This window comes from Candidatus Seongchinamella marina (assembly GCF_026262685.1).
In the GTDB taxonomy this organism is placed as follows: domain Bacteria; phylum Pseudomonadota; class Gammaproteobacteria; order Pseudomonadales; family Halieaceae; genus Halioglobus; species Halioglobus marinus.
In genome coordinates, this window is record NZ_SHNP01000006.1 from 61,673 (window position 1) to 74,587 (window position 12,915).

The 12,915-nt window shown below is 49.1% G+C and carries 12 protein-coding genes; 7 read left to right on the forward strand and 5 right to left on the reverse strand.

Annotation, left to right across the window (positions count from 1 at the left end; translation table 11 throughout):
- Positions 1-593: 593 nt before the first annotated feature.
- The 7 genes from EYC87_RS16180 to EYC87_RS16210 all read left to right on the forward strand — a co-directional run bounded on the left by EYC87_RS16180 (position 594) and on the right by EYC87_RS16210 (position 7,872).
- The gene (locus EYC87_RS16180; RefSeq protein ID WP_279253781.1) at positions 594-1,145 is read left to right on the forward strand and encodes a hypothetical protein; all 552 of its coding nucleotides are present in this window, start codon (positions 594-596) and stop codon (positions 1,143-1,145) included.
- A 92-nt stretch (positions 1,146-1,237) separates the two neighbouring features.
- A complete protein-coding gene (locus tag EYC87_RS16185; protein ID WP_279253782.1) occupies positions 1,238-2,275 on the forward strand; it encodes a hypothetical protein in 1,038 nt (345 codons plus the stop codon).
- On the forward strand, positions 2,272-2,991 hold the full coding sequence (locus tag EYC87_RS16190) for a hypothetical protein (protein ID WP_279253783.1): 720 nt from the start codon (positions 2,272-2,274) through the stop codon (positions 2,989-2,991). Before EYC87_RS16185 ends, EYC87_RS16190 begins: the two co-directional genes overlap by 4 nt.
- 44 nt (positions 2,992-3,035) lie before the next feature.
- The gene (locus tag EYC87_RS16195; RefSeq protein WP_279253784.1) at positions 3,036-3,761 is read left to right on the forward strand and encodes a fimbrial biogenesis chaperone; all 726 of its coding nucleotides are present in this window, start codon (positions 3,036-3,038) and stop codon (positions 3,759-3,761) included.
- Positions 3,762-3,878: 117 nt separating this feature from the next.
- Positions 3,879-6,257 (forward strand): TcfC E-set like domain-containing protein, encoded by a 2,379-nt coding sequence (locus EYC87_RS16200; protein ID WP_279253785.1) that lies wholly within the window; start codon positions 3,879-3,881, stop codon positions 6,255-6,257.
- 108 nt (positions 6,258-6,365) lie between these two features.
- Entirely contained in the window at positions 6,366-6,968 is a 603-nt protein-coding gene (locus EYC87_RS16205) for a fused MFS/spermidine synthase (RefSeq protein ID WP_279253786.1), read from the forward strand.
- Entirely contained in the window at positions 6,955-7,872 is a 918-nt protein-coding gene (locus EYC87_RS16210; RefSeq protein ID WP_279253787.1) for a spermidine synthase, read from the forward strand. The genes EYC87_RS16205 and EYC87_RS16210 overlap by 14 nt, the downstream gene beginning before the upstream one ends.
- A 124-nt stretch (positions 7,873-7,996) precedes the next feature.
- Here EYC87_RS16210 and EYC87_RS16215 read toward each other — a convergent pair whose 3' ends face one another.
- The 5 genes from EYC87_RS16215 to EYC87_RS16235 all read right to left on the reverse strand — a co-directional run bounded on the left by EYC87_RS16215 (position 7,997) and on the right by EYC87_RS16235 (position 12,810).
- Complete coding sequence (locus EYC87_RS16215; RefSeq protein WP_279253788.1) at positions 7,997-10,477, reverse strand: TonB-dependent receptor; 2,481 nt, start codon at positions 10,475-10,477, stop codon at positions 7,997-7,999.
- Between the two features lie 242 nt (positions 10,478-10,719).
- Positions 10,720-11,130, reverse strand: a complete 411-nt coding sequence (locus EYC87_RS16220; protein WP_040540435.1) for a GFA family protein — start codon at positions 11,128-11,130, stop codon at positions 10,720-10,722.
- Positions 11,127-11,531 (reverse strand): VOC family protein, encoded by a 405-nt coding sequence (locus EYC87_RS16225; protein ID WP_007228162.1) that lies wholly within the window; start codon positions 11,529-11,531, stop codon positions 11,127-11,129. Before EYC87_RS16225 ends, EYC87_RS16220 begins: the two co-directional genes overlap by 4 nt.
- Before the next feature lie 191 nt (positions 11,532-11,722).
- Positions 11,723-12,352, reverse strand: coding sequence for an OmpA family protein (locus tag EYC87_RS16230; RefSeq protein ID WP_007228392.1), 630 nt, complete (start codon positions 12,350-12,352; stop codon positions 11,723-11,725).
- The gene (locus tag EYC87_RS16235) at positions 12,349-12,810 is read right to left on the reverse strand and encodes a hypothetical protein (RefSeq protein WP_007228330.1); all 462 of its coding nucleotides are present in this window, start codon (positions 12,808-12,810) and stop codon (positions 12,349-12,351) included. The genes EYC87_RS16230 and EYC87_RS16235 overlap by 4 nt, the downstream gene beginning before the upstream one ends.
- Positions 12,811-12,915 lie beyond the last annotated feature (105 nt).

Below are 12,915 nucleotides of genomic sequence, written 5' to 3' on the forward strand. Positions count from 1 at the left end.
AGATAGTTTTAACAGTTACTGATAACTTAACTTAATTCTACTCACTCAGTGGGCATCATGAATGCGAAATTTTGACAAATAGAGGCCAATGCAGGTTGTGATGTCATACGACCTGCTAGCCAGCACCTAATTCTCTAACGCCAGCCTTAGGCATCGTCTTTCATTACAAGTGTCGCTTGGCCGATTTAACCTGGCACAAGCACCGATCTATTATTCTGGCAACATCGCCTGAGTCATTCTTCTACTGTCTCGAAGAGCGATACAATTTAAAAACTTAATTGCAATTTGCAAAATATTCCTATTTTGATCCGCATTATGCAATTTTTGCCTATAATTCGTATGGCTTTACGTGGTGCAGCACATCTCCGCGCCAATCCCTGCCCCAAACGTGAAGGATTCGAGACGATAACAGCATAATTTTGTGACGCCGCTCACAGATCGTATGATTTTTACCGTAGCCGGCTCAACTTGCTCCAATTATGGTACGCGCATTGCAATTCACCCTGCGACGCCGCAGCAGAGAGCTAAACCCCCGCTGCACGATTCAACATGGAACACAGAATTCGAAAATCATTTAACGGAGCAAGTAAGCTATGAATATTTTTCAACAATCAGGTCTCGCAATCGTATTAGGTATGCTGTCCATCAGCGCTTTTGGACAAACCGCGCAAGGGTCCCTGGGCGCGACAAGCAGTGGTGCCATGAAAGTTGAGGTGGAAGTTAAGGACCAGATCCAGGTTACAGCGATCGATTCCATTGACCTCACCTATAATGCGGCCGACACAGGCGGCCTGACCGGCTCTACTGAGTTTTGTGTCTACGTGAACGGCTCAGGCGAGTACACAATGAAGGTGGGCACCGCTGGTGGCGGAGCTTACAAGCTGGCTGGCGCCGCTTCAGGTAATACTGACGAGATTATCTACACAGTGAAGGTTGCAGGAGCAGCTTCAGGCAATGGAGCTGCCGGTTCTTTAGCAGCTGTAACCTGGGACACATCATCAACTACCTACAAAGGCTATAATACGCGTGATTGCAGCAGCAATGATAACGCAAAAATTGAAATTAGTATTACCGACCAAGAGTTACGCGAGGCAACGACTGACGACTACGCGCAGACAGTCGCTGTCGTTGTTACTCCCTCGTAGCAATCTGACTCGTTCATCTTTACTATCGAAGGGCAGCGCGGCCAACACCTGGTCTCGTTGCCCTTTTTTTATGTGAAAAACAGGAAAAGCGTGTGCCCGGACCCGGTGTAAATTACAAAGTATGTCACCGAATTTTGGCAGAAGATTGCCTGCGATCTGCCGGCGCTATGGCCGCAGCAGCGCTTGCTTATATGGTCATTCTTTTCGTCTTGACAGACTCCACCTACGTATCTGCAGGGGGCGGTGGCGGTGGCGGAGGTGGCGCTAAAATTGTGACCATCGAGATGCTTGCCGATGTCGATTTTGGCGACTGGGAAGACGCCGGCTCAATCACAAGCGACAGCAGTAGCTACTGCATTACCGCAAGAGATGGTAACAACACAAAGGACTTCAAAATTTCCATGTCTAATGCTGGATCATCAAGCAGCACTTTCGACCTATATGATCTGGGCGGGTCTGGCGAGTCGATAGCCATAGGGTTTGAGGCTTTTTTAGTTAAAAACGGAGTCACGTCCCAGGTGACCCTCTCCCCTGGTGCCTTAAACAGCCAAAAAGGTAAGGAACCTTGTGACAATATAACACTGCGCACAAATATTGCCGAGAGCGCACTGACGGCGGCAACTCCAGGTGACTACAGGGGAACGTTTACTCTATTCGCTCAAATTCATAACTCTTCAAGCCACAACGACGAGGAGAGTTTTGATGTTGAAGTCAGTGTGGTGGCAGCAACACAAGTGCAAATAAGCGGGTTGAATACTATTGTTTTCGAAACCGATCCTACCAGCTCTGGCGAGCTTACCGCGGATGAGACCTTCTGCATACACTCTACAGTTGGAGATTACAGTATTTCTACACAATCTAGTGTAACGAGTAATGGCGGCTTCGCCTTGCAGTCGGTAGTTGGGTCAGAAAAACTGCCGATAGACGTTTTCTTCGCCGATAACGTAACGGGCGCAAGTCTCCAGAACGCAGAGACCGGCAGTGTAACTGGCTCAGGTGATAGCGTCTCACCCAACTGCTCCGGAGTAGACAATTCGATGGTACGCATTGTGATAGCAGACACCGATATCCGTGCGTCTACAAGTGGTGACTATGCAGCGACTTTAACTTTAACGGTGACTCCACAATGATCAATATTTCATTATTCTCACCATCGGCAGGTAGACGATCCGCGCGCTACACCTTGCTATTGAGCTTGGCACTAGCAGGCTCCACTCTCTCCGCTACCTCCACTATCACCTTTGGGGCTGACGGCGCCCTTGGCAGTAGCAGCAGCGGCACTGCTACTATAAATCTACGCATAATCAGAACTGTCGAAGTGAGATTAGTGGAGGAACAAGCCGTGGAGATTACAGCCGTCGAAACCACCGCCACCCCTCCCGCCGGCTTTTTTAGTGGCAGTGCGGAATTAGGTGCGAGTGACGGCAGCAGCGGCAGCCAAGCAACAGGCACTGACAGCAACCTTATCGCGGAGAAACAATTTTTCGTTGATGACACTGAGACCCAAGAATGGTTTGCCGAGCAAATGGCTGACGACGGTGAAGCGAACTTTTCGGTTTGTGTTCCCGAAGGAAGTGGCGGATTGAGCTTTCTCGACTCCGCTGGCGGCACAACGGACTTTATCTCGATGGGCGATTCCGGTGGTGGATATGCGATGAGCATCAGCTCTGGAGCCTCTTCACCAGGTGGCGACAGCTGCAGCGGTGGTGGTACGCCTACCAGCTTACAAGTTACGATGATCACAGCAACTGCCGCTGGCGGTACCGACTTGGATGAGCCGCATGTCACCTCCAAAAAGCCCAGCGGGCAATATGCTAAGGTTAACCTTGTTATCATTCCGAATTAACGGAGCTTTGGAAGCTCATGCATTAATTAAAAGGATATCAACGTATGAATATCACTATTTTCCAAGGCAAACGCTTATGGCTCGGAACCCTGGTGCTCGCGCTTTCACCGATTACTCAAGCCGGACTGTTACTGGATCAATCCATTGTTATATTCGATGAGGCACAAGTCCGGGCGGATGTGCGGGTCATCAACGATAGCAATGAGAATAAACTATTTGCCTCAGTAGAACCGTTCCTGGTCACCAGCCCTGGAGAAGAGGACGAAGAGCTTGTGCCATTATCGTCTTTGGATGACCCTGAGTTCATCGTCACCCCCAACAAACTCATTATTGAGCCTGGCTCCAATGGGATTGTCCGAATGCTGAATATGGCTGAACCCGCTCAAACTGACGTCATTTACAGGGTAAATTTCACACCGATCGAAAAACCCCTAGAGTTGCAGAGAGCTGACGATGACGATGCTACCAGGACCGGGGTTCAGATCGTGCTGGCTTATCAGGCTTTGGTTATTATTCCGCCTCCGGAACCCAATGCAATACCTGAAGTCACTCGGTCTGGGAAATCGGTTATTTTCGCTAACTCAGGGAACAGCAACTACAAACTTACTAATGGTCTTCAATGCAACCCTCAGGATCCATCAGATTGCCGCGAGCTGATAGGGGCCAGAGTCTATGCAGGCAATAAACGCGAGGTACAGCTGCCATTCGACGGCCCACTGCAGTTCAATATGCAGAGTGTTGCCGGCAGACAGGTGCTCGCGGTGCCTTAGGCACTCGCCGAGCTATGCGCACCGGCAACGAAACTCTGCCTGTAATTAGGCAGAGGCTTAAAACCACACCAGCTGGTAACCCCATTGAACATTCGATCAATTACCAAGCATTGCTTGATGGCTGTTCTAGCTCTCGCATTTGGGTTGTCCGGCACCAGTAAGGCCCAAGAATGGATACCTGAAGGCTTTGAAGATCTTAGCGCACCTCAACAAACCGTGGTGGACGTATTTTATGGGGGCGTATACCTGGCATCGCCACAGGCTAAATTTAACGCCGACACGATCACAATACTTGACCCAGATTTGATTGTGGCGCGGATGAACGATCTGCTGGACCCTAAGGAATTCAAAACGCTACTTGAATTTCCACTAAACACTAATGCCTCACTGATCTGCCGCTCCAAATTTTCTACTGACTGTGGTCAACTTTCAACCAAGTCGGTGGGCGTAATTTTTACTGTTGCACAACTGCGCGTTGATCTTTTCGTCGGTCCTGACTTGCTCTCGCTGGTAACACTCGAGCAGTTAAAGTTCGTACCGCCCTCGGACGCCGGCTTTTCTATGTTCGACGACCTCTCGGTATATGCCAGCGGCAGCAGCGAAACAGACCTCACCTATAACATGTCCAACAACACTATGTTCGCGTATGCAGAGAACCGACTGCAAATAAACAGTAATGTAACCTCTGGCGGAGATGTTGCTATCGACACGCTGGCATTCAAACGAGAGCGCAATGGCTTTGATTATCAGGCGGGAATCTTTCGGGAGAACGCTGGCAGCTTTCAGTTTATGCAAAATCAACAGTTCCTGGGAGCAACCTTCGGTAGCTCCCTGGTTACGCGTAAAGATCTGGATTTGGCGCTAGGCACGACCTTTACCATTTTTTTAGAGTCCAGAAGTCTTGTGCAGATATATAAAGACAATCGACTGCTGGGCTCCAACTACTACGAAACGGGCAATCAGCAGATCGACACATCTACTTTGCCCCCGGGCGCCTATGATGTTGAGCTACGCATCATCGATTCATCGGGCAGAACCCGCACGGAGCGACGCTTTTACTCAAAAAATGGAAAAATTCCGCCAGAGGGCGAATCGCTGTTCTTTGTCCAGGCGGGACAATATGTGGAGACCCTGGAGGACAAGATTTTACCCGAAACTATCAATGATGGTTTTTTACGAGCAGGCATCGAAAAGCGACTAACGGCTTCTAGCGCAGCCAAAATCGGGTTCTCAACCAATAACCGATCTACGATGTTGGAAGCGGGTTTATTTCATCAAGGGTTAAAGTACGAGATATCCGCCGGCTTGGGTTATGACGACTATAATCGCTCAGCCTTTAATATTCAGTATCAATATCGATATTCGCGCGGTGCATTAGGACTTAGCGCACGAGAAATTTCCGGCGGCGACATTCCTGTCGATGAAATTTCGCAACTGGGAGAGGACACCACTCAATTGGGCCTCAACGGTAGTATAGGTACTGATTTTGGTGACATTGATCTGTTCGTAGACTACACCGAAGGCGAGGGAACGAATGGCAGCGAGAGCTTTGGTATCAAATGGAGGCCCAGAAGTTTTTTCGGGCTCCCGGATATGACCAGCAGTGTTGAGCTTTCTGAGAATGATGGCAGTAGGCTTTTTCTAGTACGACTCAACTACAATAGCTCACGGGGCGCATGGAGCAATAGAGGGTCAGTTCAATACAGCGGTCTTAAAAAGCAAGACGAGTCCTACTCAAATAGTATAACGGGCAGCGCGTCGTCTACCTGGGAAAAGGAAGATCCAGCAGGCAATAACTATTCCGTTGATGTCAGAGCAGATCATCAAGAAAACGACTCTGTTGAAGCAGGTTTGCAAGCGGAAACAGCTAGAGGCATGGCCAGCTTTACAACCAAGCACAACATCGATAATAACACTTGGGAATACAGTGGGTCTCTGCGCACCTCCTTCGCCGCAACCACAGACAGCATTGGATTCGGCGGCAAAAGCGGCGGTGCTTCAGGCTTTCTGGTTAATGTGCAGGGCCCTGCAGACAGTGACAGTCAGGTAGAGGTAAAAGTTGGTCGCCAAACTATAGGCAGCATTCCCGCTAACACATCGGTGTTCATACCTGCCGGCCCATATCGAACTCACACGCTGGAATTCTTGAGCGCTGGAAATTCGATCGAAAATATTGAGTATCGAGCGCGACCCTATACGCTTTACCCGGGCAATGTCATAGCCGTAAGGCCTAAAATCAAGGAAATTGTAATCGCCGTAGGAAAAATATACCTGAGCTCGGGCGAGCCATTGCAAGACGCACTTATTCAAGGCGTTGAAGGGTTGGCCATCACCAATGCATACGGATTTTTTCAAGCAGAAATGACGCCTGATGTGCGAGAACTCACCTTTATTAAAAGCGATACATCCTGTCTTGTGCGGCTACCAGCCTATGAGCTAAATAGAGGCGTGGCCAGACTAGGCAAGCTGATTTGCAATTCATCAAAGACACAATGACCGCCAAATTATTGCGACAATTATATTCAGCGTTAGATGGTTTTTTACGCTTGGCACATGATGGCGCCCTAACCAATCCGCAAAACGAGTAGCAACGGGGATCAGACTATGATGACACGTCTACTGATTTATACCATTGCCTTTTGGACTGGCTTTTCTGTCATGGTGGTAGAAATGCTGAGTGGTAAGTTATTAGCACCCTATTTCGGCAACGGTATTTATGTGTGGGGGGCCATCATCACAGTATTTATGATGGCGCTTTCACTAGGCTACCTGCTTGGCGGTCGCTGGTCATTGCATCATCCGAATATCCGCAAACTTGCAGCAATACTCTGCGTAGCAGCCGTATTGAATCTACCAATTGTGTTTTTTAGTGAGTCTGTCATGAATTGGCTATTCGATAACGTAACAGACCCTCGCTACGGTTCGCTGCTAGCATCGACACTACTCTTCTTTATGCCCACTGCTGTAGCAGGCATGGCGTCACCATACGCTTTACGATTGCTAACACATCAACATCAGATGAGCGGAAATACCGCAGGCGTACTGTATTTTGTGTCTACACTGGGAAGCGCCCTGGGAACCATACTAGCCTCTTTTCATCTGGTGCTTTGGTTCGAGCTGGATCAGCTTTTTCTTGGCCTGACCGCGATATCGCTGACGCTTGGTTTGCCAGTTGCGCTCAAAGGAGACCCCAATGACGCCAAATGACATCATCAAAACTCTTGCACTCGCACTGCTTTTTTTGTGCACGACTGCACAGGGTAATGCGCAAGAGTCTGACCAGGACGATGACCTAGCGACACTCTTGCATCACGAGAGGTCTCTCTATAGCAATATTTATGTCTTTGAAATCGGTATCGTACGCTGTATGCATTTCAATAAGCATTATCGAACGGACAACAGTCAGTCTTGTTTCTTTATGGACAGACCCGAACTCCTGTTTTACAACTATTCTCGCGTAGTGTTGTCGACGCTTTTACTCAAGCCTGACATCCAGAATATTCTTATCGTAGGACTAGGAGGCGGCACGCTTCCAACGGCCTTCTCGCAAGCGCAGACCGGTGCACAAATTGATGTGGTGGAAATTGATCCAGCAGTCACACGTGTAGCGCGCACCTATTTTCCCTTCGATACTAATGAGCAACTACGCACGCATGAGGCGGACGGCAGAGTGTTCGTAAAACGGGCAATAAAACGTGGTGAGACTTATGACCTGGTAGTGCTGGATGCTTTCAATAGTGAATATATACCCGAGCATATGCTCACTCGGGAATATCTTGAGGAGGTAAAGTCGGTTATCAGTCCTGGCGGCGTTTTAGTTGCCAATACTTTTTCTCACAGCGCTCTTTATGACAGTGAGTCGGTCACCTATAAAACCGTATTCGGTGATTTTATTAATGTGAGAGTGGGTAATCGGCTTATACTCTGGCGGGATGGGGGATTGCCCACTCGGAATGAGGTTCTTGAAAATGCCCCCCTCTTCAAAGCAGCTTTCAAGCGTTTCGGCTTCCGCGCTTCCTGGCTGGTAGATCGCCTGTCTTGGGAGGAAGACTGGAAAACCGACGCACCCCTACTGACAGATCAATATTCTCCTTCTAATCTACTACACTAAAACTATGCGCGTAGTACACGCCTACTAAAAACGACCGCCGGGCCGGTCAGAACATCAATTGAAGAATGATAAATGATGCGCAGGGCAGCATTATCATCAACCTCCGTTGCGCCAGGGCCCGCTTTTAAAAATTGTAACCGAGGCTAACACCGTAGGTACGCGGCTCTAATAGAAACTGGTTAGTAGCCAGGCCAACGTTCTGATCACCCAGGTATTGGCCAGTAATATGGTCGTCATCGAGAAGATTGCGTCCCCACAGTTCAGCAAACCAATTCCGTTGCGCACTATAGAGCGTCAGAGTGGCGTTCCAGACATCCCACTTCTCGACCGTATCGTTTCCTGTGTTAAAAATACGCGTATAGAACTCGTCCTGCCAATAATAGTTGGTTGCAGCAACCAGCTCCATGCCACTCTCAAGGTAGAAGCCATAAGACACGCCCAGATTGACTGAGAAGTTGGGTGCATTAGGCATCTCATTGCCATCGAGACTCTTCACCAGGCCGGAGCAGGGAAATACTCCCTCGGGGCAACCTGCGCCAACATACACATTCGAGTTTGGGCTAGAAATAATGTTCTCAGTAGTTCCCAGCGTGTTTATATCTGCTGTATCTAAACTGGATCCGCCGTCCATTGCGCTGTCTAACCAAGCCAGGTTCGAACTAAAGCGCCAATTGTCGGTAGGCACCCAGACAAACTCTGCCTCAATACCTTGTATCGTCGCATCGTAATTAAGATTCAGTGCGGTTTGGTTATTAATCGTCGATATCTGTAATCCCTCATAGTCATAATAGAAAAAAGAAATATTAGACTGCAACGTTTGGTCAAAGAAGCGAGACTTTAAGCCAATCTCAAAGGCGTTAATGTACTCAGGATCAAATTCGGCGAGCGAAGCGTCCTCCGCCAGTACAGGCGAAGACGCTGAAATGGGGTTAAAGCCACCCGATTTATAGCTGCGCGAGAGTGTCAGATACGTCATAACGTCATCGGCCACGTCCCAGGTTATATTGAACTTTCCTGTGGGCTCTTCCCACTCTCCACCGAAATCTTCATATCCACCGTTCGGCGCAGCAGGGTCGTCAAGAAACCCCAGGTAAATACTGCGCTGCTTTGAACTTTTTTCCTCCTCCGAATATCTCAACCCCAAGGTCAAAAGCAGGCTATCGCTCGCCTGCCAGTACACCTCGCCAAACATCGCCCATGTTTCAAGCGTGTAATCACTTGTGTCATTATCAAATAAACGCTGCTCCGCAGGGATACCTGTTGCTTGTCCGTAAACCTCTAGCGCAGCGCTGTAGACGTAATAGTGAACATCCGACTGATAATCTAGGTAAAACCCTCCCACTAAAAAATTCCAGTCGCCGCTAAAGTCAGTAGCCAAACGTAGTTCAGCGCTGTACTGCTCTGGCTCAGTGGTGGAGCGGTCAGTTGAGTATGCGCGGTCAACAGTAACGATACCGTCCGGACCAAGATTCACATCGACTTCAAGCGGCCATTGCTCGGAGGCAACCGTAAAGTCATAGTCGTTGCGCGCACTAAGGTCTGATGCGTGATAACCCAGCACCGTAGTCAAGGTATAGTCAGCAAAATCGAGGTTTGACTCAAAAGATATCATCAGATCCTCGACTTCATACTGAGGCGTAAAATCAAGAAACTGCTCGCGGGGATCTCTACTTTTGGGCGAGTTGGCAAAGTCATCTGCAGGGAAGCTAACGCCCAATACTCTGCCGCTTATCTGGGTTAAAAAGCCGGTCACGGTGGCGCCGCTATTAGTGACCTCGTCGGCTAGACCCGTGGGTAAGCAGCCCAAAATCGCTTCCGAGTCTCTGAGACACCGCTGATTACTACCGCGCATGCGGTCTGAGTCTTCCTTGAAATAGTTAACAACCAATGTGGCATCGGCGTTGTCGCCAGCCCAGCGCGTTGAAGAACGCAGCGACCACATATCCCTCCCATCAATCTTATTGCCGTCAAACTCATTATCAACGTATCCATCTCTCTCGTTATAGAACATCGAAAATCGTTGTGCCCACTGGTCACCCAGCGGAATATTGATCGCGCCCTTAGCCTTGATATGGTCGTAATTGCCGAGCTCGAGGGTAATGTCTCCACCAAACTCGTCGGTGGGTTTATTAGTGATCATGTTAACCACACCAGCCGTCGTATTTCGGCCATAAAGTGTGCCCTGCGGCCCCCTGAGAACCTCTACCCGCTCAGCATCGTAAAACTCAGTCTCGAAGATTCGCCCACCGTTGAGGTAGACGCCGTTAAAGTGAACTCCGGTCCCACTGTCTGTTGCTGAGCCTACGCCCAGATTGCCTATGCCCCTGATAGAAATTGCTGCAGTGGTGAAGTTGCCTTTGCTCATCAGCATGTTCGGAACATTAAACTGAAGGTCCATTGGTTTACTTATCAGCGCCCTATCGAGCTCGTCGCCACTAAATGCACTCACTGCAATGGGTGTATCTTGAACGGTGGTCGCTCGTTTTCCGGCGGTAACAATAACCTCTTCCAGCGCACCTACAGACTGGGCGAAGGCCTCAGCAGTCAGTGCCCCGCTCAAAAGGCCAAAGGAAAGGAGTACGTTTCTATGCGTGTTATTTTTCATCCGGCACACTCTTTATTATTTAGTCACTCAAACACCTCATTTAAACATAGCAGAGAATCTATCAGGCGTGCGAAATTAACCGGCTTTTAGGCGACGCCTCCGGGAGGCGTCATGAAAGCTAAGCGGTGATGCTCGTCGTCATAAGTAATAATGAATAAACTCATGATGGCAGTGGCGACAATCGTTTTTTTGCATGCAATTAAATCGTGCGAGAACAAATAGACGTGTCAACCGTTTGATAATCACCCTACAGTTAATTGAGTCAGCAAACACCAGTTGTGCATGCGTCGCTGCGCGCGCTGCTCTACTGACTCTGCGCCAAAAAATGCGGGCACAGGATCGCCAAAGCCACGTGGATTCGCAACACAACTGGCATTGATCACTGCATAGTCCTGCTCATCGACTGTAGCACTGGCAAAAACCGGCAATTGGCAGCGCATGCACTCATGAAATTCTGCAGTTTCTGACCCCTGGCGAACCACACTGTAATACAGCGGATTATGTATAACGGCCCTTACCCTCGTGCCAGATTTGCTCACCCAGTTGGCGCCGTAGCCACTGCAGTAATCACATGCGCATGCTCTGGGCACCAGGGATAAATCAACTAACTGCCAATGCAGCTCGATGTTGCCACAACCGCACGCTCCCTTCACAGCGCAACCCGCAGTTCAACAGTATTGCCATCAGGATCTTGAATATAAATCGAATTGCCCTGGCCCTGCGCACCATAGCGGGACGCAAACTCACCGAACTTAATACCATGTTCATTCAGGTGCCCCAGGATAGCCTTTTCGGAGAGAGGTTTGAGCTGCAGACAAAAGTGATCGAGATTATTCCCCGAAGCGGTAGGCGGCTCGCCACCGACACGGCCTAACTTGCTATCAACAGCTACAAGATCGATCAGTGCCGCACCAGCGCGCAACTGGGTCAAACCCAAGTCGAGCGAAGTCTCGCGTTCAATGACGCAGCCCAGGACGCCACAATAAAAATCCAGCATAGGTGCGAGGCGAGCAGTTCTCAGCACAATATGGTCAAGTCCGACAAGTTCGAGCATGCTGTATCACCTCGGTAAAACATGTTTTTCCATCGTGACAGGAATTCTGCGACAACTTAGCCAGAGCCATTGCAATTATCAGCGTTAATGAATGAATTAAGATTTAATAGTGCCAGTTGGGCGCGTCGAGTCCATTTTTAGTGCCCTCGTACTCGATGCGCGGGAGTGATTCCCGCACTGATAAACCGTTGCTATGTTTGAATGACAAGCTCGACCCGCCGATTTAGCGCACGACCGTCGACATTGTCACTCCCGTCGATATTTGAATTAGGCGCGACCGGTTCGCTTTCGCCTTTCCCCATAGTTTCAATGGTTACATCTGACCCTATATGGCCCGGTCCTAACAACCAGCGCTTGATGGATTCTGCGCGTTGCTCAGATAGCCGTTGATTGTAAGTTTCACTGCCTAGAGCATCTGTGTGCCCGACAATGCGCACCTGGGCACTGCCAGTCTCGAGTAACACTGTCGTCAGCGTTCGCAGTTCGGCATCAGCCTCGGGTTTAACCTGATACTGATCAAAATCAAACAGGAGGTCGGCCGACAGCGAAATTTGAATCTCTTGGTCCAAGACTTTAGCATTCAGCGTCGCAAGCGCTTGCTGAAGATCTTCAATGTTCTCCTGCAAAACCAATCCTGAATCTTTTAATCCCGGAAGCTCACGAACATCTCCATGAAAGCGACGAATATCTGTGAGTGCTTTCTGTGCTGCCAAATGAGCCTCGGGATCGTCCGGTCTTGCAGGATCCCAACCCAATGCAACTTGGGACAATCCCAATATAAGCGAGATGATTAATATGGCTCTCGGCAGAAAACCTTTCATCGGCTCAAGGCTATATTCTCGAAGGGCAAAGCGTCCGGTAGCACTAGATCAATGGTCTCACTACCCTCAGGGGGCGCGGGAAACTTAAACCACACCAGTTTTCTGGCCCCGGGCTTAAATTGTGACGAAGGTATACCAATGAACCTGTTGTTCAATGGCGTCGCTAATGGCTCGCCGGTTGAATCTACAAGTACATGATATTTTTTGCCCTCAGATTTCTCTAAAAAGTACACCTCCGATACGGTATACCTGATCGAGATTTTATCGCTGCCAGTGTTGCGATAGGCAAAAACGGCAGTGAGAATACCTCCGCTTTCACTAACGCTGAGCAAGTCGACTTCCATTTCACCGTTAATGCCGTATTGCGTTTGAATGGGATCAGCCGCTTGAGCAGGAATCAGCCAAAGACTTAAATAAAAAAATAACAGTGCAGGAATACGATTTGACTTGGTTTTCATTTTAGCGCTCTCCTTGTGAAGTGACATGCCTTCTCAATACCGTTAAAAGTGCTATCAATTGTAATTAGTGACCCAAACTCCGTAATTTAGCAGCTCCCGATTTCT